Source organism: Pelomonas sp. SE-A7 (assembly GCF_030345705.1).
Taxonomy (GTDB): Bacteria; Pseudomonadota; Gammaproteobacteria; order Burkholderiales; family Burkholderiaceae_C; genus JAUASW01.
Map to the genome: position 1 here is coordinate 823,287 of NZ_JAUASW010000001.1, position 22,508 is coordinate 845,794.

The 22,508-nt window shown below is 67.9% G+C and carries 21 protein-coding genes; 12 read left to right on the forward strand and 9 right to left on the reverse strand.

Annotated elements, in window-relative coordinates; translation table 11 throughout:
* Window positions 1-6: 6 nt before the first annotated feature.
* The gene (gene gbd, locus QT382_RS03660; protein WP_289252685.1) at window positions 7-1,155 is read right to left on the reverse strand and encodes a 4-hydroxybutyrate dehydrogenase; all 1,149 of its coding nucleotides are present in this window, start codon (window positions 1,153-1,155) and stop codon (window positions 7-9) included.
* 91 nt (window positions 1,156-1,246) lie between these two features.
* Between gbd and QT382_RS03665 the strand changes: the two genes are divergently transcribed.
* Window positions 1,247-2,155, forward strand: a complete 909-nt coding sequence (locus tag QT382_RS03665; RefSeq protein WP_289254683.1) for an alpha/beta hydrolase — start codon at window positions 1,247-1,249, stop codon at window positions 2,153-2,155.
* Window positions 2,152-3,024 carry a YbgC/FadM family acyl-CoA thioesterase gene (locus QT382_RS03670; RefSeq protein ID WP_289252686.1) on the forward strand — a complete coding sequence of 291 codons (873 nt, stop codon included), beginning with the start codon at window positions 2,152-2,154 and terminating at the stop codon, window positions 3,022-3,024. Before QT382_RS03665 ends, QT382_RS03670 begins: the two co-directional genes overlap by 4 nt.
* A 3-nt stretch (window positions 3,025-3,027) precedes the next feature.
* On the opposite strand, the gene QT382_RS03675 is transcribed toward QT382_RS03670, so the two are convergent.
* The 3 genes from QT382_RS03675 to ygfZ are packed head-to-tail and all read right to left on the reverse strand — an operon-like array spanning window position 3,028 to window position 4,672.
* Window positions 3,028-3,465 carry an acyl-CoA thioesterase gene (locus QT382_RS03675; protein ID WP_289252687.1) on the reverse strand — a complete coding sequence of 146 codons (438 nt, stop codon included), beginning with the start codon at window positions 3,463-3,465 and terminating at the stop codon, window positions 3,028-3,030.
* Between the two features lie 5 nt (window positions 3,466-3,470).
* Window positions 3,471-3,722 (reverse strand): DUF4936 family protein, encoded by a 252-nt coding sequence (locus QT382_RS03680; protein ID WP_289252688.1) that lies wholly within the window; start codon window positions 3,720-3,722, stop codon window positions 3,471-3,473.
* Between the two features lie 11 nt (window positions 3,723-3,733).
* Window positions 3,734-4,672 (reverse strand): CAF17-like 4Fe-4S cluster assembly/insertion protein YgfZ, encoded by a 939-nt coding sequence (gene ygfZ / locus QT382_RS03685; RefSeq protein ID WP_289252689.1) that lies wholly within the window; start codon window positions 4,670-4,672, stop codon window positions 3,734-3,736.
* A gap of 96 nt (window positions 4,673-4,768) precedes the next feature.
* Between ygfZ and mltG the strand changes: the two genes are divergently transcribed.
* From mltG to QT382_RS03720, 7 genes are all read left to right on the forward strand, one after another.
* Window positions 4,769-5,752 carry an endolytic transglycosylase MltG gene (gene mltG / locus QT382_RS03690; RefSeq protein ID WP_289254684.1) on the forward strand — a complete coding sequence of 328 codons (984 nt, stop codon included), beginning with the start codon at window positions 4,769-4,771 and terminating at the stop codon, window positions 5,750-5,752.
* A 2-nt stretch (window positions 5,753-5,754) separates the two neighbouring features.
* Entirely contained in the window at window positions 5,755-6,378 is a 624-nt protein-coding gene (gene tmk, locus QT382_RS03695; protein ID WP_289254685.1) for a dTMP kinase, read from the forward strand.
* Window positions 6,375-7,382, forward strand: a complete 1,008-nt coding sequence (gene holB, locus QT382_RS03700; protein WP_502929810.1) for a DNA polymerase III subunit delta' — start codon at window positions 6,375-6,377, stop codon at window positions 7,380-7,382. The genes tmk and holB overlap by 4 nt, the downstream gene beginning before the upstream one ends.
* A complete protein-coding gene (locus QT382_RS03705) occupies window positions 7,379-7,762 on the forward strand; it encodes a PilZ domain-containing protein (RefSeq protein WP_289252691.1) in 384 nt (127 codons plus the stop codon). The genes holB and QT382_RS03705 overlap by 4 nt, the downstream gene beginning before the upstream one ends.
* A gap of 23 nt (window positions 7,763-7,785) precedes the next feature.
* Window positions 7,786-8,565, forward strand: a complete 780-nt coding sequence (locus tag QT382_RS03710) for a TatD family hydrolase (RefSeq protein ID WP_289252692.1) — start codon at window positions 7,786-7,788, stop codon at window positions 8,563-8,565.
* On the forward strand, window positions 8,562-9,200 hold the full coding sequence (locus tag QT382_RS03715; RefSeq protein ID WP_289252693.1) for an ankyrin repeat domain-containing protein: 639 nt from the start codon (window positions 8,562-8,564) through the stop codon (window positions 9,198-9,200). The genes QT382_RS03710 and QT382_RS03715 overlap by 4 nt, the downstream gene beginning before the upstream one ends.
* Window positions 9,201-9,363: 163 nt before the next feature.
* Window positions 9,364-9,570 (forward strand): hypothetical protein, encoded by a 207-nt coding sequence (locus tag QT382_RS03720; protein ID WP_289252694.1) that lies wholly within the window; start codon window positions 9,364-9,366, stop codon window positions 9,568-9,570.
* A gap of 10 nt (window positions 9,571-9,580) precedes the next feature.
* Here the strand turns inward: QT382_RS03720 and QT382_RS03725 are convergent, their stop codons facing one another.
* Together QT382_RS03725 and QT382_RS03730 are read right to left on the reverse strand one after the other, a co-directional pair.
* Window positions 9,581-10,519 carry a glucosamine inositolphosphorylceramide transferase family protein gene (locus QT382_RS03725; RefSeq protein ID WP_289252695.1) on the reverse strand — a complete coding sequence of 313 codons (939 nt, stop codon included), beginning with the start codon at window positions 10,517-10,519 and terminating at the stop codon, window positions 9,581-9,583.
* A complete protein-coding gene (locus QT382_RS03730) occupies window positions 10,512-11,603 on the reverse strand; it encodes a glycosyltransferase (RefSeq protein WP_289252696.1) in 1,092 nt (363 codons plus the stop codon). Before QT382_RS03730 ends, QT382_RS03725 begins: the two co-directional genes overlap by 8 nt.
* Before the next feature lie 124 nt (window positions 11,604-11,727).
* On the opposite strand from QT382_RS03730, the gene QT382_RS03735 reads away from it, so the two are divergent.
* On the forward strand, window positions 11,728-12,393 hold the full coding sequence (locus QT382_RS03735; RefSeq protein WP_289252697.1) for a response regulator transcription factor: 666 nt from the start codon (window positions 11,728-11,730) through the stop codon (window positions 12,391-12,393).
* Window positions 12,390-13,847: a sensor histidine kinase gene (locus QT382_RS03740; RefSeq protein ID WP_289252698.1), complete on the forward strand. Its 1,458-nt coding sequence runs from the start codon at window positions 12,390-12,392 to the stop codon at window positions 13,845-13,847. The genes QT382_RS03735 and QT382_RS03740 overlap by 4 nt, the downstream gene beginning before the upstream one ends.
* An 87-nt stretch (window positions 13,848-13,934) precedes the next feature.
* Here QT382_RS03740 and QT382_RS03745 read toward each other — a convergent pair whose 3' ends face one another.
* Window positions 13,935-14,660 (reverse strand): energy transducer TonB, encoded by a 726-nt coding sequence (locus QT382_RS03745; RefSeq protein ID WP_289252699.1) that lies wholly within the window; start codon window positions 14,658-14,660, stop codon window positions 13,935-13,937.
* A gap of 65 nt (window positions 14,661-14,725) precedes the next feature.
* Window positions 14,726-17,263: a hybrid sensor histidine kinase/response regulator gene (locus QT382_RS03750; RefSeq protein WP_289252700.1), complete on the reverse strand. Its 2,538-nt coding sequence runs from the start codon at window positions 17,261-17,263 to the stop codon at window positions 14,726-14,728.
* A gap of 264 nt (window positions 17,264-17,527) precedes the next feature.
* Between QT382_RS03750 and QT382_RS03755 the strand changes: the two genes are divergently transcribed.
* Complete coding sequence (locus QT382_RS03755; RefSeq protein WP_289252701.1) at window positions 17,528-20,851, forward strand: amidohydrolase family protein; 3,324 nt, start codon at window positions 17,528-17,530, stop codon at window positions 20,849-20,851.
* 63 nt (window positions 20,852-20,914) lie between these two features.
* On the opposite strand, the gene QT382_RS03760 is transcribed toward QT382_RS03755, so the two are convergent.
* Window positions 20,915-22,444, reverse strand: coding sequence for a DegQ family serine endoprotease (locus QT382_RS03760; protein WP_289252702.1), 1,530 nt, complete (start codon window positions 22,442-22,444; stop codon window positions 20,915-20,917).
* Window positions 22,445-22,508 lie beyond the last annotated feature (64 nt).

Sequence of the window (22,508 nt, forward strand, 5' to 3'; positions counted from 1 at the left end):
CCGCGGCTACATCGAGGCCTGCAACAGGGCCCGGTAGTCCTCGCTGCTGGCCAGGCGCGGATTGGTCTTGTGGCAATGGTCGAGCAGGGCATGCTCGATCACCGCCTCAAACTGCGCTTCCTGCACGCCCAGCGCGGCCAGGCCGGTCGCGAGGCCGAGACGCGCATTCATCTCGCCCAAGGCTTCGGCGATGGCCTTGCCCTCGGCATCGCTGCCTTCCAGGCCCATGGCCTGGGCCATGCGTTGCAGCCGGCCTTCGTTCTGCAGGCTGGGATGGGCCGCGTTGAAGCGCACCACGGCCGGCAGAAACATCGCATTCAAGGTGCCGTGGTGCAGCCGCGGGTTCACGCCGCCCAGGCTGTGGCTGAGCGAATGCACGCAGCCCAGGCCTTTCTGGAAGGCCATGGCGCCCTGCATGCTGGCGCTCATCATGTTGAGCCTTGCTTCTCGGTCGCTGCCATCACGGGTCGCTCGCTCAATATGGGCCCAGCCGCGGCGCAGGCCTTCAAGGGCGATGCCGTCGGCCGGCGGATTGAAGGCGGCCGACATGAAGGTCTCCATGCAATGGGCAATCGCATCCATGCCGGTGGCTGCGGTCAGCAGCGGCGGCAGGCCCAGGGTCAGCTCGGGATCGCAGATCGCCACCCGGGGCATCAGCTCCCAGCTGTGGAAACCCAGCTTGCGGCCGTCGTCCACGATGATGATGGCGCCCCGGGCCACCTCGGAGCCCGTGCCGGCTGTGGTCGGCACGGCGATCAGCGGCGCGGCGGCCTTGGTGATGCGCGGGCTGCCGCCTTCAATGGTCGCGTAGGTCTTGAGCGGTCCTTCATGCGTGGCAGCGATGGCCACGCCCTTGGCCAGGTCGATGCTGGAGCCGCCGCCTATGGCTACCAGGCCGTCGCAGCCAGCGCTCTTGTATTGCTCGACCGCCAATCGCACCGCGGCCTCGGTCGGGTTGCTGGGCGTGGCGTCGAAGATCGCCAGCGCCTGGCCGCCAAACGCCGCCAGCGCCTTGTCGAGCACGCCGGCCGCCCGCACGCCGGGGTCGGTGACGACCAGCGGCTTCTTGATGCCCACTCGCTCGCATTCCTGCGGCAGCAGGGCGCTTGCGCCGTAGTCGAGCTGGATCTGGGTCAGGTACTGGATCAGGGCCATGTCTTGCTCTCTGCCAAAATCGCGCCACCAAAAAACAGGTCGAGCCTAAGCCCTGGAGCCCTTCTTGAGTAGCACCTTGTTGACACCGCGCATGGCCGGTGTCCTGCAGCGCATCCATCGCGCCAACCGACCCGCCTTCCACAGCCTGAGCCCCAAGCAGGCCCGCATCGCCTACCTGATGGGGGCCGAGATCCTGGACCTGCCGCGCGCGCCGCTGGAGCGGGTCGAGGACCTGAAGCTGCCCGGCGCCGACGGCCTGCTGTCGGCCCGCCTCTATGCACCCAGCCACGACAAGCTGCCGGTGCTGCTGTACTTCCATGGCGGCGGCTTCACCATAGGCAGCCTCGAGACCCACGACAGCCTGTGCCGCCAGCTGGCCCTGCGCTCCGGCGCGGCCGTGATCTCGCTGGACTACCGGTTGGCACCCGAGCACCGCTTCCCGGCAGCCGTGGACGACTGCTGGGCCGTGATGCGCTGGTTGGCGGAGTCGGCGGAGTCCCTGGGATTGGACGGCTCGCGGCTCGCCGTCGGCGGCGACAGCGCCGGCGGCACGCTGGCCGCGGTCAGCGCCCTGCATGCCCGCGATCAAGGCCTGAAGCTGGCTCTGCAGCTGCTGATCACGCCGGGCACAACGGCCCATGCCGACACGGCTTCGCACAAGCTGTTCGCCAACGGCTTTCTGCTCGACGCCGCATCCATAGACTGGTTCTTCGGCCACTACATAGACTTCCACCACCGCAAGGACTGGCGTTTCGCGCCGCTGCTGGCCGACGACCATGCCGAGCTCGCCCCTTGCTTCGTGCTGCTGGCCGAATGCGATCCGCTGGTGGACGAGGGCGTGGCCTATGCCGACCTGCTGCGCGCCAACGGCAATGCGGTGGACCTGGAGCTGGTCCGCGGCGTGACTCACGACTTCATCAAGATGGGGCGCTCGATTCCGGAGGCGCTCAGCGCCCTGGAGCGCTGCGCCCAGGCGATCAAGGAGGCCCTGAACCCATGAGCACCCCCGTCCTCAAGCGCAGCGAGTTCCGCCACCTGGAGCGGCTGCGCGTGCGCTGGGCCGAGATCGACGCCCAGCAGATCGTCTTCAACGGCCACTACCTGACCTACATAGACACGGCCGTCGGCGGCTACTGGCGGGCCATGGCCTTGCCCTATGCCGAGTCCATGAAGACCCTGGACGGCGACCTGTTCGTTCGCAAGGCCACGCTCGAGTACCTGGGCTCGGCCCGCTACGACGACCAGCTCGACGTGGGCATACGCCGGCTCAAGATAGGCAACACCTCGATGACCCTGCAGGCCGCCGTGTTCCGTGGCGACGAGCTGCTGGTGCTGGGCGAGCTGGTCTATGTGTTCGCCGATGCCGAGAAGCAGGTGCCCAAGGCCGTGCCGCAGGCGCTGCGCGGCACCATCGACGCCTTCGAGGCGGGCGAGCCCATGGTGACCGTCAAGCTGGGTGAATGGAGCCAGCTGGGCGAGGACGCCCACCGCATCCGCCACGAGGTCTTTGTCGATGAGCAGAAGATTCCGGCCGAGCTGGAATGGGATGCGGCCGACGACGGCTGCCTGCATGCCGTGGCCTACAACCGCTTCGGCCGCGCCCTGGCCACCGGCCGCCTGCTGGAGCATGTGCCCGGCGTCGCCAAGGTCGGCCGCATGGCCGTGATCCGCAGCATGCGCAGCGGCCGCATCGGCCGCGAGGTGCTGGACGCGCTGATGAAGGAAGGCCGCTCACGCGGCTACACCGAGGTGCTGCTGCACGCCCAGCTGTCAGCGGTGAACTTCTATCTGCGCGCCGGCTTCGTCGAGCGCGGCGAGCGCTTCGAGGAGGCGGGCATAGGGCATGTGGAGATGGTGCGAGGGGTTTGAGCCTCAGGCCGGGCGTACCAGCACCTGCTCATAGACCTGCAGAAACTCAGCCGGCATGCGCCTCGGCCTCCCGCTGCTCATCTCAATGCAGATCAGCTCCCAGCGCCCGCGCATCAAGGTCACGCCATCCGCGGCGCGCTTGAGCTCGAAGCGGCGCTCCATCGCCAGCTTGCCGTCGCTGCCGGTCAGCCAGGTGCCGAGCAGCAGCTCCTCGCCCAGCAGCGAGGGCAGCAGGTAGTCGTATTCGCCCCGGCGTATGGCCATGGCGCGGTCCAGGCGCTGGTAGTCAGGGAGGCTCAGGCCCAGCGACTCCGAATGGGCCCAGGCTACGCGCTCGCACCACTGCACGTAGACCGCGTTGTTCGTGTGATTGAGCCCGTCGATATCGGCCGCTTGCGGCTGTAAGGCCAGGGTGAAGGGCTGCGTGAACTGCCAGTCCATGGCGTTCAGCCGCTCAGCGGCTCGAACCATTCCGCATGCCGGTCGCCGAGGACGAAGGGTCCCAGGGCAGCCGCAATGCGAGGCTCGCAGTGAAGCTGCGTTTCCGTGTAGATCTCCATCCAGGTCAGCAGTCCATCGCTGCCTGGGCGCTGCAGCAACCGAACCGGCGCCGATGCGCGCGCCAATTCGAAGGCCGCTCGCGCTGCACTGGCGGCTTCTGGCCGCAGCTTGTAATAGACGTAAAGCTCTTCGGCCATGGCCCGCGCGCTCACTGAGGCTCGGCAATCTCGTAGGGCAGGGGGCGCTGCTGGAGCTGCGGGCCGGTCGCGCTGCCCAGGTGCAGACTGCCGTCCTCCAGCGCCGCGAGCTTGACTTCGGCCAGGAGCAAGACCTGGCCCTGGTCGGTGCCCACGGCCGCCACCAGACCGGCCGGCTGCTCTGCGTCGGCGCTGTGGAACAGCTCCTGGCCGACCTGGGCCGGGCCCTCCGCCTTGAACAGGAAGGTGCGGCGCTTGATCGTGCCGCGGTACTGGCTGCGGGCCACGATTTCCTGGCCCGGGTAGCAGCCCTTTTGGAAATTGACACCGCCCAGCAGCTCGAGGTTGAGCATCTGTGGCACGAACTGCTCGACCGTGGCGCCGCGCACCCAGGCCAGGCCGGCCTGGACTTCCAGCCATTGCCAGGTCTCGGCCGTGAGCGCGGGCAAGGCCGGTGCGGCCTCATCGGCGGCTTGGAGCAGGGCGTAGCGGGACAGGGACTGGCCCTCGACCAGGGCGTCGGGCAGGCGCATGACGAGCTTGTTGGCGATGTGGGTCACTGCCCAGACCTCGGCCGGCGCCTGATCGCCGAGCGCAGCGCGGGCAGCTTCACCTGCAAGCCCCCACAGGGCCAGCTCGTTCGACGCATCGCTGAGCTTGCACTTGGCGCGCAGCACGAACATCGATAGCCGCTTGAGCGTGGCCGGCAGCAGTTCGGAGGGCAGGGCCAGCACCAGCTCGTCGCTGTTTCGCTTGTAGGCCAGCATCAGGGCCAGCAAGCGGCCCTTGGCCGAGCAGTAGCCGGCGAGGCGCCCCTGGTTGGGCGTCTGCAGGACCACGTCCTGCGTCAGCTGTCCATGGAGGAACTTGGCGGCTTCCTCGCCCTGGGCTCGGATCAGGCCCCAGTCGGCCAGGCGCAGCGCGCCACTTGTCTTGGAGTTCTCGGTCATGGCCGCGATTATCATCAGCGCCCGCTAATCAACAGAGGTCGTCGGGTCTTGAGCCGCAGGAAGAACAAGAGCAAGGGCGCCGGTGTCGCAGGCTGGCTGATCGGCCTGCTGCTGCTGGCTGTGCTCGTCGCGGCCGCCTTGGCTGGCGCCGCCTGGTGGTGGCTGCAGCAGCCCCTGCAACTCGACAAGCCGGCGGTGGAGCTGTCCATAGAGCCGGGCATGAATCCGCGCGCCGTGGCCGAGGCCTGGGTCGCGGCCGGCGTACAGACCGACGGACGCCTGCTCTACCAATGGTTCCGCTGGTCCGGCCAGTCCCGCCAGATCCGCGCCGGCAGCTACGAAGTCCATGCCGGCATCACGCCGCGCGAACTGCTGGCCAAGATGGTCCGCGGCGACGAGGTGCTGGAGCAGGTGAGGCTGATCGAGGGCTGGAGCTTCCGCCAGTTCCGCGCGGCCCTGGCCAAGGCACCGGCGCTCAAGGCCACGACGGCCAACCTGAGCGAAGCCGAGCTGATGAGCGCGCTGGGCGCATCGGGCCAGGCCGCCGAAGGCCGCTTCTTCCCCGACACCTATGCCTACAGCCGCGGCGTCAGCGACCTCACCGTGCTCAGGCGCGCCCACGCCGCCCTGCAGCGCCGGCTGGAGGCCGCCTGGGAGCAGCGCGATCCGGGCCTGCCCTTGAAGACGCTGGACGAGGCCCTGATCCTGGCTTCCATCGTCGAGAAGGAGACCGGCGCGGCGGCCGACCGGGCCATGGTGGCCTCGGTCTTCATCAACCGTCTGAAGCTGGGCATGCCGCTGCAGACCGACCCGACCGTGATCTACGGCCTGGGCGAGGCTTTCGACGGCAATCTGCGCAAGCGCGACCTGCTGGCCGACACGCCCTTCAACACCTACACCCGCAGCGGCCTGCCGCCGACGCCCATCGCCATGCCGGGCGCGGCTTCGCTGCAGGCGGCCCTGCATCCGGCGCGGAGCAAGGCGCTGTACTTCGTCGCTCGCGGCGACGGCAGCAGCGAATTCAGCGAAGACCTCGCCGCGCATAATCGCGCCGTCAACAAGTATCAGCGTGGTCATTGAGCGTGGGCGGCAGCGGTAGATTCATCAGCATCGAAGGCATAGATGGGGCCGGCAAGTCCACCCATCTGCAGGCCCTGGTAGAGCGGCTTGAAAGCCGCGGCGCCACGGTGGTCCAGACCCGCGAACCCGGCGGCACCGAGCTGGCCGAGACCCTGCGCGGGCTGTTCCTGCACAGCAGCATGGACAGCCTGACCGAGGCCCTGCTGGTCTTCGCCGGCCGGCGCGACCACCTGGTGCGCGTGATCGAGCCGGCGCTGCAGCGCGGCGACACTGTGGTCTGCGACCGTTTTGCCGATGCCAGCTTCGCCTACCAGGGCCATGGCCGCGGCATGGACCTCTCGACGCTGGGCACGCTGGAGCAATGGGTGCTGCAAGGACAAGGCCGACAGCCCGACCTGACTCTGTGGTTCGATGTGGACCCGCAGGTCGCCGCCCAGCGGCGCGCGGCGGCCCGCGAGGCGGACCGTTTCGAGCAGCAGGACCTGGACTTCTTCAGCCGCGTCCGTGCCGGCTATGCCGAGCGGGCGGCGGCTTTTCCGCAGCGCTTCGTGCGCATCGATGCCGGCCAGACGGTCGACGAGGTCGCGGCCCAGGTGCGTGCCGCGCTTGAGGCGCGTGGATGGTGAGCAGCTCTCTGCTGCCCTGGTTGCACAAGGCACTGCAGGCCGGGCTCGGCCTGCGCTCGCATGCGCTGCTGATCCAGGGGCCGGCCGGCGTCGGCCAGTTCGACCTGGCCATGCAACTGGCCGCCAGCTGGCTCTGCGAAAGCAGCCGCGGCCAGGGCCCGGCCTGCGGTCTGTGCGCCAGCTGCAAGCTCCTGCAGTCGCGCACCCATCCCGATTTCCAGCTGCTGGTGCCCGAGGCCCTGCGCGAAGGGCTCGGGCTGGCGGACGAGGCGGGCGAGGGCGAGACCAAGGCCAGCAAGACCAAGCCCAGCCGCGAGATCAAGATCGATGCGGTGCGCGCCACCCTGGCCTTTGCCCAGGCCACCTCGGCGCGCGGCCAGGCCAAGGTCGTCGTCATCTATCCGGCCGAGGCGCTGAACACTGTGGCTGCCAATGCCTTGCTGAAGACGCTGGAAGAACCTTCGGGCCTGCTGCGCTTCGTGCTGGCCAGCGATGAGCCGCAGGCCCTGCTGCCGACCATACGCAGCCGTTGCCAGGCCCTGAGCCTCGCGCTGCCGGCCAGAGAGCAGGCGGTGAGCTGGCTGGCCGGCCAGGGCGTGGAACAGGCCGAGGTGTTGCTGCGGGCGGCCGGCGGCCGGCCCAATCTGGCCCAGGGCTGGGCCCAGGACGGTCTCAGCGCCGCCGCCTGGCTGGCCCTGCCCAAGCGCTTGGCGCGCGGCGAGGTGTCGGCGATTTCGGATTGGCCGGTGCCGCGTGCCATCGACGCGCTGCAGCGCCTCAACCATGACCTGCTGCGCCTGGCCCATGGCGCCGGCCCCAGCTACTTCCCGGCCGAGGCCCTGCCCAAGGTGCGGCAGGGCGCGCCGCTGCAAGCCTGGGGTCAGGCCTTGCAGAGGGCGATGCGGCATGCCGAGCATCCGCTCAACGCCGGCCTGTTGCTGGAATCCCTGGTCGGCCAAGGCCAGAGCGCTATCGCCGAAGCCGTGGGTACACTGCGCCCATGAGCAGTGACACTCCCGCAGCAGTTCCGTCGCCTCAGGGCGGTGCCCGGCCCGGCGTCATCCAGCTGGTGTTCAAGGAGAAGGGCGCGCTCTACGCCGCCTACATGCCCATCTTCACCGACGGTGGCCTGTTCGTGCCGAGCAGCCGCGACTACAAGCTGGGCGACGACGTCTACCTGCTGCTGTCGCTGCCCGACGACCCGCAGCGCTACCCGGTCGCCGGCAAGGTGGCGTGGATCACGCCGTCCAATGCCTCTGGCGGCCGCACGCAGGGTGTGGGCGTCAAGTTCCCCTCGGACGAGAAGACCCGCCTGATCAAGCTCAAGATCGAAGAACTGCTGGGCACCGCCATCTCCTCGTCCAAGCCCACGCAGACGATCTGAGACCGAGCTTTTCGGTCGCCGCCATGTTCATCGATTCCCATTGCCATCTCAGCTTCCCGGAGCTGAGCGCCCAGCTGCCCCAGATCCTCGACGCGATGCGCCAGGCGCAGGTCGAGCAGGCCATCTGCATCTGCACCACGATGGAGGAGTTCCCCAGCGTGCTGGCCCTGGCCGAGCAGCATCCGCAGCTGTGGGCCACAGTGGGTGTGCATCCGGACAACGAGGACGTGCGCGAGCCGACGGTGGAGGACCTGGTCGAGGCGGCGCGCCATCCCAAGGTGCTGGCCATTGGCGAGACCGGCCTGGACTACTACCGCCTCAACGGCCGCAGCCTGGCCGACATGGAATGGCAGCGCGAGCGCTTCCGCACGCATATCCGCGCTGCCAAGATCGCCGGCAAGCCCATGGTCATCCACACGCGCTCCAGTGCCGCCGACACGCTGCGGCTGCTGCAGGAGGAGGGCGGCGAGCAGGCCGGCGGCGTGTTCCATTGCTTCACCGAAGACCTGGGCGTGGCCAAGGCGGCGGTGGAGGCCGGCTTCTACATCTCGTTCTCGGGCATCCTGACCTTCAAGAATGCCCAAGACCTGCGCGACGTGGCCGAGGCCCTGCCGCTGGAGCGGCTGCTGATCGAGACCGACAGCCCCTATCTCGCGCCCGTGCCCTACCGCGGAAAGATGAACAGCCCCGCCTATGTGCCGCATGTGGCGGCCCAGTTGGCGGCCGTCAAGCAGGTCTCGGTGGAGCAGGTCGCGGCGCAGACCACGGCCAACTGCCGGACCCTTTTCAGGATGCCCGCATGAAGACCAAGCAAGCCCTGATCGCCGCCCTGCTGCTGGCCGCCAGCGGCCTGGCGCTGGCGCTCACGCCGGACGAGAAGGACCTGCAGGTGGCGGCCGACCGCGACCACCTCGGTTCCTTGAACAAGCTCTTGCAGCGCGGCGTCGATCCGAATGCGGTCGACGGCAACGGCAATACCGCCTTGATCCTGGCGCTGCGCGCCGAGGCCTATGCGGCCGCGGCCCGGCTGATCGAACACCAGGCCACCAAGGTCGACCAGGCCAATGCGGCCAACGAGACGCCCATGATGATGGCGGCCATCCGCGGCCGCCTCGACCTGGTCAAGCAATTGGTGGCACGCGGCGCTCCCATCAACCGCGCTGGCTGGACACCGCTGCACTACGCCTGCAGCGGCCCGGACAACGGCACGGCCGCCTGGTTGCTGGAGCAGGGCGCCGACATCGATGCCCGCGCACCCAACCGCTCGACGCCGCTGATGATGGCGGTGCGCTATGCCCCGGTCGCGACGGCCGAGCTGCTGATCGCCAAGGGCGCCAACGTGCGGCTCTCGCATGAAAACGGCAACACCGCGGCCGATTTCGCGAGTGGTGCCGGCCGCGAAGCGCTGGCCGCCAAGATCCTCGCCGCGGCCCGTTGAGGCCGGTCCAGCCGGGGATTCGTGACGCGTTTCACGAACGAAACCCTGCGCTGACAGCCACCTAGGAATTTGTCCGACAAGCCGTTTGGCGACGGGCCGACTACGAGGAAAGGGGCTGGGTGCCTAGAGTCATCCCATCGAATTCCAAGCGATGGAGACCGTGATGATCGACACCCAAGCCCAAACCGCCGCCAACCCGTTCGCCATGCTGCTGGACCTGGAGCGCGTGGTGCGCGAGGTCGAATGCTCGGAGCGCCTGAACCGCCTGCGCCGTCGCGTGTTCCGCCCGCTGGACAAGCCGGCCATTCCGCACGCCGACTCGGCCCAGTTCGACAGCATGCTGGACGCGGCCGACGGCGAAGGCTACTGACGCCTGATTGCTATTTGAACGGTCGGGCCTCGGTCCCGGCCAGGCGGCGCCAGCGCCGCTGCAGGTCCAGCCACTGGCGGGTGCGTGAGCGTGAAACCCGCTTGCAGTCCAGCAAGCTCAACGGGCCGCAGCTCGAAAGCGTGTGCAGGCCGGCCGTGTGACTGTCGGACACCAGCTGGCCTTCCAGCCTCGCCGGCAGATGCCGGCAGACGAACTCCCGCTCGTTCAAGCGCGTGATGCGCAAGATGCGGATGGCACCGCCGTAGCTGCGGCTGCAGTCTTGCACCGGCAGGTGCAAGGCACCATCGGGCGCCACGAAGGGCGTGCCGCCGGGCCGGGCACCGGCTCTGTCCTCCAGCACCGGATTCAAGGGATGCAGCTTCCAGGGGCCGGTCAGCCGCTCGGCATAAGCCAGGTGCAGCTCGCGCTGGTCGCGGGCACCGGCGCCGACGACGGTGAAGAACATCCACCAAAGCCCCTGGTACTTGATCAATGAAGGCTCCGCACCCGGCGTGTCCGGCAGCAGGGCGGTCTCACGCACCCAGCTGTCCAGCGAGCCTTGCGGCCGGTACAGCGCGATCTCGCCGGCCTGGTGACTCTCGGGCACCATGAACAGCGCCCCGTCCTCATCTTCCACCACATAGGGATAGGACAGGTGAAACGGCCGGGCCAGGGCCACGCTGCTGTCGCGCCATTCCAGGTCCGGGCCGAACTCATGGCGCTCGATCACCGCATGCTTGGTCCGGTAGTCGTAGGCCTCGACGAAGACATGGGTACGGCCGGCGCGCTGCAGGCCGAAGGGGTCGGCCAGGTAACGCCAGGGCCCTGGGTCGGGCAACCAGCGGATCTTGTCGCGCTGCTCCAGCAGGCCCGTTTCCTCGCTGACCGACTCAATGCGCTCCGGCACGACGCCGACCTGCCAGAAGTCGCTGCGCGGCCGCTTAAGCATGGCTGGCAATGGGCAGGGCACCGAGCTTTGCCGCTGCGAGGCGCCTGTCCTGCAGCAGCTGCGCATAGAGCTCGTTGATCGCCGCCACGCCGCGCTGCGGTTCGAAGGCTTGCATGTCATGAACCTGGCGAGCCAGCCGCTGGCCTTGCACCTTGGCCAAGGCCTGCGCCAGGCCGCGGCCGAGATCAGATGCCGATCCGGGCTCGACCAGCACGGCTTCACGGCCGGCCAGGATTTCGCGCGGACCTTCGGTGGCCGAGGACAGCAGCGGCAGGCCGGCCGACATGGCCTCAACCAGGGCCAGGCCGAAGGACTCTTCGCGGGATGGGGAGACGAACAGGTCCAGCGCCTGCAGGATCTCGCCGACCTGGGATTGGAAGCCCAGCAGGCGGATGCGGGTATCGCCGGCAGCGAGCCTCTCCAGTTCGGCCCGCTGCGGGCCTTCACCCACGATGACGAGGGCGGCTTCGGCCGGGGCCTGGGCCTTGAACGCTTCGATCAGCAGGTCCATCCCCTTGCTGGGATGCAGTCGGCCAACGGCACCGACCAGGGGCTGCGCTTCGCCCAGCCCGAGCTTGGCACGCCAGCGCCCGCGGGCATCGACCGACGTGGGCATGGCGGGCAACCAGTTCGGGATCACGCGCTGCCGGCCGGTATAATCGCCGAGGCGCTGCTGCTGGCTGTGGTTGACGCAGATCAGGCCGTCCAAGCCTGCATGCTGGTGCGATTTGTAGCCCACATGAAGGGTGGCCACGGTGGCCAGGTCGCTGCCCAATCCTGCCAGCGCCTTGCAGGCCGGGCTCAGGTGGGCATGGGCCAGGTCGGGCGCCAGTTGGGCGATCAGGTGGCGGGCCTGCCAGCCGCGCAGCAAAGGCCAGCTCAGCGCATGGAAATTCACGGCACTGCCTCGCAACGCCTGCTCCATGGCCGAGCCACGCTGGCCCAGCACATGGACCTCGTGGCCCAACTCGGCCTGGCGTTCGGCCAGGTCCAGGCAATAGCGCTCCGAACCGGCCAGACGCGGCGAAAAAAGCAGGTGCAGGATGCGCCAGACCGGGCGCGCAGGAACAGCGGAGATCTTCATCGGCGGGGCAGACAGGCAGGGGGGCAGGGACCGACGCGTTTATCTCCGCCAGGGCCTGACCGGATGCTGACTCGTCGCCCCTCGGCTCGCGGGGGCGGGGCGAGGACCGTTACAGTGCGCCCCCATGCGCATCCTGCTGGTCGAGGACGACCCCACCCTGCGATCCATCATGAACGGCAGCCTCAGCCAGGCCGGCCATCGGGTGGACGATGCAGTCGACCTGGAGCAAGCCCGCTGGCTGTGGAAGGTGCAGGCCTTCGATGCCGTGCTGCTGGATCTCAGCCTGCCTGATGGGAATGGCCTCCTGGCCTTGCGCGAAGCCCGGGCGCGCGGTGACCGCACGCCGGTTCTCATCCTGACCGCCCGCAACCGGACCGAGGAGCGCATCCAGGGCTTGGACGCGGGTGCCGACGACTACCTGGGCAAGCCCTTCGAGCTGGCCGAAGTCGAGGCCAGGTTGCGCGCCCTGGTGCGCCGCCGCCTGGACCTGGACGATCAGGTCCAGGTGGGCCAGCTGCGCCTGGACCGTCGCTCGCGTCGCATCTTCCTGGCCGACAGCGAACTGGAGCTGCCGGCGCGCGAATTCGACGTGCTGTGGGAGCTGATGACACCGCCCGGCCGCGTGGTCAGCAAGCGGATGCTGTCCGAAAAGCTGTCGGACCTGGACGACGCGCTGGGCAGCAATGCGTTGGAAGCCTTCGTTTCACGCTTGCGCAAGAAGCTTCAGGGCAGCGGCGCGGCGATACGCACGCTGCGGGGGCTGGGTTATCTGATGGAGCCGGAGGCGTGAGCGCGGACGGGCAGGGCGGCCGATTGCCTTTCGCAAGCCGGGCTTCCAAGCCCACCTCGCTGCGCACCCGGCTGCTGCGCCACCTGACGCCCGCCCTGCTGCTGGCCTGGGTGCTCGGCAGCCTGGTCGGCCTCTATACGGCGGCCTATTTCACCAAGCTGGCCTATGACCGCTCGATGCTGGACGACGCCCAGCTGCTGGCCGCCCACGTCAAGCTGCGCGACGGCAAGCTCAAGCTCGAGGTCAGCGACGAGGACATGCAGTCCATCCTCTACGACGCGACCGAGACCAACTACTACGCCGTGCTGGCCGCCGACGGCCGCCTGGTGGCCGGCACGCGCGGCCTGATCCTGCCCGAGGAGCTGGACGGCAACGAGATCCAGTACGCCGACATGCGCCACGGCCGCATCCGCCTGCATGGCGTAGTGCTGAGCCGGCAACTGCCTTTGCCGTATCGCGTCGTCGTTGCCGGCACCAGCGGCAGCCGCGATACCTTGCTGAATCATTTGTTCGTCGCATCGATTGCGCCACAGGCCTTGCTGCTGTTGGGTCTGGCGCTCTGGCTGCGGCGCCTGATCCATGCCGAGCTGCAGCCGCTGACCGAGCTGGCGCAGACGATCGAAAGCCGCGATTCAGCCGATCTGACGCCGCTACCCAGAGTGCAGAACGGCGGCGCACCGTCCAGCGACGTGCAGGCCTTGTCAAACGCCATCGACGGCCTCTTGCAGCGCGTGGCCTGGAGCCTGTCAGCACAGCGCGAATTCGCCGGCAATGTCGCCCATGAGCTGCGCACGCCGCTGGCCGGCGTGCGCGCAGCTGCTGAATTCGGCCTGGCACAGGAGGACTGCAGCCAGTGGCGCGAGCAGTTGGTGGCGGTGCTGCGCAGCGAGAAGCGCGCCAGCCATCTGGTCGAGCAATTGCTGGCCCTGGCCCTGGCCAAGGAAGCCGACTCGGCCCTGAGCCTGAAGCCGCTGAAGCTGAACGACTGTGTCCGCGAGCTGATGCTGGGCTGGCTGCCACGCGCCGATGCGCTGGGCGTCGAACTGGTCGCCGCCGGCCTGGACGAAGACGTGTTCGTCCGTGCTGACCGGGCGCTGGTCGAGGGCTTGCTCGGCAATCTGCTGGACAACGCATTCCGCTACGGCCGCGCGCCGGCCGGTGGCCATGACAGCATCAGCGTCGTGGTCAGCCGCGTCGCCGGCGAAATCTGGCTGTCGGTCATTGACCAGGGGCCGGGAATTCCTGCCGAGCAGCGCCAGCGCCTGCGCGACCGCTGGAAGCAAGGCGATGCCGGCGCCGAACTGGGCGCCGGCTCTGGCCTCGGGCTGGCCATCTGCGAACGCTTCGCGGGATTGATGCATGCAAGGCTGGTGCTGGACACCGGATTCGCCGGGCACGGGCTGCGGGCCAGCGTTGTTTTTGAAGGCTTGGCCGCTGACTTTGCCTCGCCCTGATTGTTCGACAATGTGTATTATGTCAACTAACTGATCGGGCGCCGAAACCGGTCGTCCGACCCAGCCCGACCGCCCGGCCATCGCCACCTATTCCCGCGACGAGCGCATCCGGTAGAACGGCTCGATCACGCGGAAGTCGATCGGTCGATGGGCTTCCTCTCCAAAGGGTTGTTGCAGCCACATCGGCACGCGGACCTTGCCCGGCTGGGCTTGGCCCGCGAGCTGCTGCGGCTCGAACTGCCAGCGCTTGGCACTGTCCAAGGCCCATTTGCGAACCGGCTCGGGCATGGGCACCGGGGCTTCCACACTGGCATCGCAATGGCCTTCGGCGTCGATCTCGCAGACGACTTCGAAGCGATGGTCGAAATTGTTGGCCGACGAGACGGCACGCGGCAGGTCCAGCATGCCGGTGAAAACGGCCAAGGGCACAAAGCGCAGTTGCTTGATCGTGAGCTGGCCGCCGCCATCGGCCTGGCGCTCTATGCCCAGCGAGATCAAGGCGCCGGTCCGCCAGTCCACCGGTTGCTCGTTCAGCGTCGGCGGCGGCACTTTCACCGCCAGCAGGCGTTGCTGCAAAGTCTCCTTGAAGCCCTGAGGCAGGTTGCCGCTGACGTTGCGCAGGTCGACCACGCGGGCCTGCCCCTGGAAGTCGAAATGAATGACGGCCGTGAGGCGCACTTGTTCGCCGGTCTCGGCCTGTTGTTGCCGCTGCTGGGGCGACAGGCTCTCGGTAGCGGCGGGCGCGGACGCACCGAGCATCGATGCAATGACGGCCGACAGCATCGGCCCAAACGCTGACTTGTTCGTTGCCATGTCCCTACCTCGTTGTTGGCTTGCCTGGAGCGGCAGTCTAGCAAGCAAGCAAGTCCGTCAGTGAGTCAGGAGCCAGGCGCCGAAGATGCCGCGGGCCGGGTTCCTGTCTCGACTGGAGGCACCCATGCCAGCAGCGTGCGGATCAGCTCGCTCGGGTCTATGGGCTTGGACACATGGGCATTCATGCCGGCGGCGAGGCATTCCTGCCGGTCTTCGTCCAGCACGGCGGCTGTCATCGCAATGATGGGAATGGCATCGCCGCCGGGCAAGCTGCGAATCAGGCGTGTCGCCGGGATGCCGTCCAGTTCGGGCATCTGGACGTCCATCAGGATCACGTCAAAACGGTCGCGCTTGAACCAGTCCACCGCCTCGACGCCGTTGGCGGCCACCGTGACCTCCAGGCCGCCCATGGCCAGGAAGGCCATGGCGATCTGCTGGTTGACCGGGTTGTCCTCGGCCAGCAGCACCCGCGCACCGCGCAGCGGCTGCAGGCTGGCGGCCCAATCCGACTTGCGCGGCGCCGGTTCCGACGGCGGCTCGGCCCCTGCATGCTGGAGCTGGACGATTGCTTCGAACAGGCGCGAGGGCGTCACCGGCTTGACCAGCATCAGCGCTCGAGAATTGCCTTCCAGCAGCGCTTGCACCTGGTCGGCTGCATGCAGATTGACCATAACTACCAGGATAGGCGGCTCGGCCTTGCGCTCGGCCACCAGGGGCCAGAGTTGCTCGATGAAGTGATGGCCGGCCGCCTTCCAGTCCAGCAGCACCAGCTCATAAGGCGCCACCGCCTCGGCGCGCCGCAGCTTGTGCAGGGCCTCGTCACCGAACGAGGCCGTGGCGACCTGGAAGCGCCAGCGCTGCAGTTGCTGCTGCAGGATCAGGCGGCCCGTGGGCTGGTTGTCCACCACCAGGGTCCGCATGCCAAGGATGCGATGGAGGTCGGGCGGCTGAGACTTGCTGACGGTTTCGCCAAACCAGGCGGTGAAGCTGAAGCAACTGCCCTCGCCCGGCGTGCTGCCGACCGTGAACTCGCCGTCCATCAGGCCGACCAGGCGCTTGCAGATGGCCAGGCCCAGGCCGGTGCCGCCGTATTTGCGCGCCACGCTGCGGTCGCCCTGGCTGAAGGACTCGAACAGGCGCTGCCGCTGCTCCTTCGATAGGCCCACGCCGGTATCGCTGACGCTGAAGCGAAGCTGCACCCTGCCCTCGGCCCGCGCCACCTGTTCCAGGCCGATGACGATCTCGCCGCGCGGTGTGAACTTGATGGCATTGCCCACCAGGTTGTTCAGAACCTGGCTCAAACGCAGCGCATCGCCCAGCAGACGCTGGGGCACATCCTTCTCGACCCGGTAGAGCAGCTCAAGCCCTGATTCCTCGAGCTTGGCGGCAAACAGGTTGCCGACGTTCTCTATGGTCTCCTCGGGGCTGAATTCCTCGTTTTCCAGTGTCATGCGGCCGGCCTCGACCTTGGAATAGTCGAGGATGTCGTTGAGCAAGGTCAGCAGCGCCTTGGACGAGGTGTGGACATTGCGCATGTAGTCGCGCTGGCGTCCGTCGAGCTTGGTTTCCAGCATCAGCGTGGTCAGGCCCACGATGGCGTTCATGGGCGTGCGGATCTCGTGGCTCATGTTCGCCAGGAACATGCTCTTGGCCACGTTGGCGGTCTCGGCGGCATCGCGCGCCACTTCGAGTTCGGCGCTGACCAGGCGGTCGCGCTCGTACTGGCGGGCCAGGCGGTTGTAGAGGCTGGCGTTTTCCAGCAGCAGTTCGAACAAGACCAGGCTGCAGGCGATCAGGCCGTAGATGCGGCCGGCATAGAAACCCAGGTCGTAGCGTCCGCCGTTCAGCAGAGCGGACAGCGCGATGTCGAACAGCCAGGCCGATAGCGCCACCATCAACCAGAGGTCCAGAACGCTGCGCTCGGGCAGGCGCCAGAGCTTGTACAGCGCCAGCAGACTGCAGGCCCAGACGCACGTGACCGTGGCAAGCATGGCCGGTGCATAGCGATTTCCGCGCATCAAAGCCGGTAGCCAGTCTTCGCCGACCGTGGCCAGCAGCGCTCCGGCCGCGACCAGGCAGACCGTCAGGCCCGGCAGGGCCCAGGTTTCCCGGCGCCCTGCCCGCTGACCGCCCTGCTTCAGAAGCACATAGGCCAGCACGTAGAGCGGAAAACCGGCATGCCAGAGCATGTAGAGCCAGGCCGTGGTCTGACTCCCGCCGCCGATCAAGCCGGCCGGCGCGAACAGGCCCGGAAAACTCAGTGCGTGAACGCAGGCCACCAGGGCGGTGAACAGATAGCCGCAGGCCAGCGACAGCAGCGCCCGCGAACGAAGGATGCGGTACTGGCCGAACAGCAGCACGGCCGTGATCAGGTCGTTGACGACCAGGGCAGTTTCGTAGATGGGGATGAAGGCCGGAACCGGCGAGAGCTGAACGCGCGCCAGCGGTGCCAGGGCCAGGAAGACCAACAGCGAAAGGCCCAGCGTCAGCAGGGCACGCCGCCTGGCCGAAGGGCCGGCAACCTGGTCCGCCAGAAAGCCAGGCCGCGAGGCCAGCGAATCGACGGCCACGTCGGGCGTGGCCAACTCTGCAAGCAACTGCACACCGTCCCCCTAGAACAGCCGCGAGGCGGCGATCCAACGATGCATGTGCGCCGATGCTCGACGATTTCTGTCAAGGCCGCAAGCAAGTCCTGGTTACAGAGCGCACAGCTCACGGTGATCGCTGTGTCTGCGCGGGGATTTCGTCGCATGGCCTGACCATCCGGGATGACCCGCCCTGCCTTTGGCCACCCCTCCCCGAGCCCGCTATGCTTCGCGCCGCCTGTTTTCTTTCTTTCCTCCTTCTCACAACGAAAGAGTCGTCCGATGTCCACTTTCGCCGCCATGCGCCATCCGCGCCTGAGCCTGCTGGCCTCCGCCCTGATCCTGGGCCTGAGCCAGGGCGCGAACGCCCAGTCCCCGGCCCCTGCTGCCTCGACCGACGGCGCCAAGAAGCCGAGCTGGAACGTCAATACACCGCCCGGTCCGTCCAAGACGGTCAGCATCGACACCCGAACCGGCAGCTGGATGAGCGTGGACGTGAGCCCCGACGGCAAGAGCCTGGTGTTCGACCTGCTCGGCGACCTCTATGTGATGCCCATCGCCGGTGGCGAGGCCAAGGCCCTGACCCATTCGATGGCATGGGAGCACCAGGCACGCTGGTCGCCGGACGGCAAGCAGATCGCCTTCCTGAGCGATGCCGCCGGTGGCGACAACGTCTGGGTGATGAATGCCGACGGCAGCAATGCCCGCCAGGTCACCAAGGAAGACTTCCGCCTGCTCAACAACCCGATCTGGCATCCCAGCGGCAAGTACCTGCTGGCCCGCAAACACTACACCGGCACCCGCTCGGCCGGCTCGGGCGAGATCTGGATGTACCACCTGGACGGCGGCAAGGGCCTGCAACTGAACGAGAAGCCCAACTGGCAGAAGGACCTGGGCGAGCCGGCCCTGTCGCCGGACGGCAACCATCTGTACTACTCGAACGACGCCACGCCCGGCCGCAGCTTCGAATACAACAAGGACGGCAATGGCGAGATCTTCAAGATCTTCCGCCAGGACCTGCGCGACGGCACGACCGAAGCCTTTGTCCAGGGCCCCGGCGGCGCGATCCGCCCGACGCCCTCGCCCGATGGCAAGTACCTGGCCTTCGTGCGCCGCATCCGCAACCAGAGCACGCTGTTCCTGAAGGACCTGGCCACCGGCCGCGAGTTCCCGGCCTGGGGCCAGCTGGAACGCGACCTGCAGGAATCCTGGTCGGTCTACGGCGTCTATCCCTCGTTCGCCTGGACGCCCGATGCCAAGCAGATCGTGGTCTGGGCCCAGGGCAAGCTCTGGCGTGTGGACCCGTTCAAGGGCAGCGCCGCCGAGATCCCGTTCCATGTCAAGGACACGCGTGAAGTGCGCGAGGCCCTGCGCGTGGCGCAGGTGGTGGCGCCCGACCAGTTCGACGTTCGCATGCTGCGCTGGGTGCGCGTCTCGCCGGACGGCAAGACGGCCGTCTATTCGGCCCTGGGTCATCTCTACGTCAAGGACCTGGCTGGCAATGGCCAGCCGCGCCGCCTGACCAAGCAGCAGGGCGAGCATTTCGAGTTCTTCCCCAGCTTCTCGCGCGACGGCAAGGAGCTGGTCTACGTCAGCTGGAACGACGAGAAGCTGGGCGCGGTGCGCAAGCTCGACGTCGCCAGCGGCAAGGAAACCGTGCTGACCAGCGCGCCCGGCAAGTACCTGGCGCCGCGCTTCTCGCCCGACGGCAAGAGCGTGGTCTACCAGAAGTCGCGCGGCGGCTTCCTGACCACGCCCTGGCACGGCATGGAGAACGGCGTCTACCTGGTGGCGGCCGATGGCAAGGGCCAGCCGCAGCGCATCGCCAAGGACGGAGACTCGCCGCAGTTCGGCGCTTCCAATGACTTCGTCTACGTCAGCCGCAGCCAGTCGACCAGCGAGGTCGACAGTCTGCGCAAGCTGGTCCGCATCGACCTGAAGGAACGCACGGAGACCGAGGTCGCCCGTAGCGACAACGGCGCCGAGTACGCGATCTCGCCGGACGGTCAGTGGCTGGGCTTCACCGAGCGCTTCCACGCCTATGTGATCCCCCTGCCCCAGACCGGCAAGCCGATCAGCGTCGCGCCCAAGATGGACAGCATCCCGGTGCGCCAGCTGGACGTGAATGCCGGTGAGCAGATGCATTGGTCTGGCGACAGCCAGAAGCTGCACTTCTCGCTCGGCGACGAGCTGTTCACCGCGCCTTTGGCCCAGGCCTTCGCCGTGGGCGCCGACGGCAAGCCGGCCAGCTACAAGCCGCAGGAGAACGGCCAGAAGATCGGCTTCCAGCAGGCCAGCGACAAGCCCGCCGGCAAGATCGCCATCACCGGCGCCCGCATCGCCACCATGCGCGGTGACGAGGTGATCGAGAACGGCGTGCTGGTCGTGGACGGCAACCGCATCGTGGCCGTCGGCAAGAGCGGCGAAGTGGCGGTGCCGGCCGATGCCAAGACCATCGACGCCAAGGGCAAGACCGTGGTGCCGGGCTTCGTCGATGCCCACTGGCATGGCGGCATGGGCGAGAGCTCGCTGATCCCGCAGCAGAGCTGGGTCAACTACGCCTCGCTGGCCTTCGGCGTGACCACCATCCACGACCCCAGCAACAGCACGGGCGAGATCTTCACGCAGTCCGAAATGCAGCGTGCCGGCCTGGTCGTCGGCCCGCGCATCTACTCCACCGGCACCATCCTCTACGGCGCCAAGACCTCGTTCACGGCGGTGATCAACAACTACGAGGACGCCCTCACCCACCTGAAGCGGATGAAGGCGGTCGGCGCGATCAGCGTCAAGAGCTACCAGCAGCCGCGCCGCGAGCAGCGCCAGCAGGTGATTGAGGCGGCCCGCCAGACCGGCATGATGGTCGTGCCCGAGGGCGGCTCCATGTTCCAGCTGAACATGAGCATGGTGGTGGACGGCCATACCGGCGTCGAGCATGCGCTGCCCATCGCCAAGGTCTATGACGACGTCAAGCAGTTCTGGAGCCAGACGCAAGTCGGCTACACGCCGACGCTGAACGTGGCCTACGGCGGCCTGGACGGCGAGCACTACTGGTACGCGCGCACCGAGGTCTGGAAGCACCCCATCCTGAGCAAGTACGTGCCGGCCAGCGTGCTGGTGCCGCGCAGCGTGCGCCGCGAGACCGCCCCCGAGGAAGACTTCAACGTCATCCAGGTGGCCAAGACCGCGACCGAACTGCAGCGCGCCGGCGTGTCGACCAACATCGGCGCCCACGGCCAGCGCGAAGGCCTGGGTGCGCATTGGGAGATGTGGATGTTCGGCCTGGGCGGCATGAGCTCGCTCGAAGCGCTGCGCAGCGCCACGCTCAACCCGGCCCGCTACCTCGGCCTCGACAAGGACATAGGTTCGCTGGAAGTCGGCAAGCTGGCCGACCTGGTGATCATCGACGGCGACGTGCTCAAGGACATCCGCCAGAGCGACCGCATCAGCCAGGTGATGATCAACGGCAGGGTCTACGAGCCGGGCACGATGAACGAAGTGGTGTCGCGCAACAAGCCGCGCAAGCCCTTCTTCTTCGACGGCGCGGCCGGTGCCGGGATGCCCATAGACATGGACCAGATGTCGATGTCGCACGGCCACGGTCACTGACCGCTGGCGCAACAAAGCGAAGGGGCCGCAGCAGCGGCCCCTTTTTCATTCAATCCTCGATCTTCATCCCAGCTTGACCGGCAGGAAGATCTTGTCCCTGCCACGCTGGACCAGCAGGGCCACCGACCTGCCGGCTTCGCCGACCACCTTGCGCACTTGTTCGACCGAGCCGACCGGCGTGCCGTTGATCGCCAGCAGCACATCGCCGGGGCGCACGCCGGCGCTGGCGGCCGGCCCTGTCACGTCCTGGACCAGCAGGCCGTCCCGCGCGCCGCTTTCGCGCCGCTCCTCGGGTTGCAGCGGACGCAGGGCCAGGCCCAGCTTGGGCTGGCCGGGCGAGGCCTGGTCGTCGGCCTCGGCCGCTAGCGCGGGCTTGTCCGAGGCGTCGCCAAGCTTGGCCGAAATCGTCTCGCGCCGGCCCTGGCGCCAGACCTCGAGCTTGACCGATTCGCCCGGCGTGGCCAGGCCCAGCATCGCCGGCAGGTCGCTGGAGGCGACGATGGGCTTGCCGTCCAGCGCAAGGATCACGTCGCCCGAGCGCAGGCCGGCCCTGGCACCCGGGCCGCCCTCCTCCACGCTCGCCACCAGGGCACCCTCGGGCCGGTCCAGCTTGAAGGAATCCGCGAAGCCCTGGTTCACGTCCTGGATCACCAGGCCCAGGCGCGCATGCTGGGCCTTGCCGCCCTTCTCGATCTGCTGGCGCACGCGGTTGGCCACCTCGATGGGAATCGCGAACGACAGGCCCTGATAGCCGCCGCTCTGGCTGTAGATCTGCGAATTGATGCCGACCACCTCGCCGCGCGCATTGAACAGCGGACCGCCCGAATTGCCGGGGTTGATGGCCACATCGGTCTGGATGAACGGTACGAAACTCTCCTGCGGCAGGGCGCGGCCCTTGGCGCTGACCACGCCGGCGCTGACGCTGTTCTCGAAGCCGAAGGGCGAGCCAATGGCCAGCACCCATTCGCCGACTCGCAGGTCCTTGGTCGCACCCAGCTGCACCACGGGCAGGTTCCTGGCCTCGATCTTCAGCACGGCCACGTCGGTCTTGGGGTCGGCGCCCAGCACCCTGGCCGTGAATTCGCGCCGGTCGGTCAGCTTGACCGTCACGTCCTTGGCATCGCGCACCACATGGGCATTGGTCAGGATGATGCCGTCGGCGCTGACGATGAAGCCCGAGCCCTGGCCGCGCAACGGCATTTCGCGCTGGCCCGGCTGGCCCGGGATCTGGAAGCGGCGGAAGTACTCGAACAGCGGATCGTCTTCGTCGATCGGCACGCGGCGCTGCAACGCTCCGTTCGCCTGCTTGGTCGAGCCGGTCACACTGATGTTGACCACGGCCCCGCCCTGGCGGGCGGCGATGCTGGCGAAGTCGGGCAAGGCCAGCGTCGTAGGCGCTGCCGCGCTGGTCGGCGGGGCCGCTGCCGTCGCCGTCGCCGCAGCGCTGGCCAGCAGGGCCGCTTGCTCATGGGCCGGTGCCATCGCGGCGGCGCTGCCCTTCATGGCCAGCGCGCCGGTGGCCGCGCCCAGCACGCCGGCCGTGGCCAGGGCCCAGACCAGGCGCTTGGCGGAAATGGTTCGTTCGGTGTTCATCACATCGTCTCCTTTCATGGGAACAAAGCGGATGCAATGGACTTTGCAGCGGCCGGCTTAGGTG

Coding starts and splice junctions, on each gene's coding strand:
- QT382_RS03755 (WP_289252701.1), top strand. CDS start 17,528: ATGTCCACTTTCGCCGCCATGCGCCATCCGCGCCTGAGCCTGCTGGCC.
- QT382_RS03715 (WP_289252693.1), top strand. CDS start 8,562: ATGAAGACCAAGCAAGCCCTGATCGCCGCCCTGCTGCTGGCCGCCAGC.
- gbd (WP_289252685.1), bottom strand. CDS start 1,155: ATGGCCCTGATCCAGTACCTGACCCAGATCCAGCTCGACTACGGCGCA.
- QT382_RS03735 (WP_289252697.1), top strand. CDS start 11,728: ATGCGCATCCTGCTGGTCGAGGACGACCCCACCCTGCGATCCATCATG.
- QT382_RS03670 (WP_289252686.1), top strand. CDS start 2,152: ATGAGCACCCCCGTCCTCAAGCGCAGCGAGTTCCGCCACCTGGAGCGG.
- QT382_RS03720 (WP_289252694.1), top strand. CDS start 9,364: ATGATCGACACCCAAGCCCAAACCGCCGCCAACCCGTTCGCCATGCTG.
- QT382_RS03725 (WP_289252695.1), bottom strand. CDS start 10,519: ATGCTTAAGCGGCCGCGCAGCGACTTCTGGCAGGTCGGCGTCGTGCCG.
- QT382_RS03730 (WP_289252696.1), bottom strand. CDS start 11,603: ATGAAGATCTCCGCTGTTCCTGCGCGCCCGGTCTGGCGCATCCTGCAC.
- ygfZ (WP_289252689.1), bottom strand. CDS start 4,672: ATGACCGAGAACTCCAAGACAAGTGGCGCGCTGCGCCTGGCCGACTGG.
- QT382_RS03675 (WP_289252687.1), bottom strand. CDS start 3,465: ATGGACTGGCAGTTCACGCAGCCCTTCACCCTGGCCTTACAGCCGCAA.
- QT382_RS03745 (WP_289252699.1), bottom strand. CDS start 14,660: ATGGCAACGAACAAGTCAGCGTTTGGGCCGATGCTGTCGGCCGTCATT.
- QT382_RS03710 (WP_289252692.1), top strand. CDS start 7,786: ATGTTCATCGATTCCCATTGCCATCTCAGCTTCCCGGAGCTGAGCGCC.
- QT382_RS03705 (WP_289252691.1), top strand. CDS start 7,379: ATGAGCAGTGACACTCCCGCAGCAGTTCCGTCGCCTCAGGGCGGTGCC.
- QT382_RS03760 (WP_289252702.1), bottom strand. CDS start 22,444: ATGAACACCGAACGAACCATTTCCGCCAAGCGCCTGGTCTGGGCCCTG.
- QT382_RS03680 (WP_289252688.1), bottom strand. CDS start 3,722: ATGGCCGAAGAGCTTTACGTCTATTACAAGCTGCGGCCAGAAGCCGCC.
- QT382_RS03665 (WP_289254683.1), top strand. CDS start 1,247: ATGGCCGGTGTCCTGCAGCGCATCCATCGCGCCAACCGACCCGCCTTC.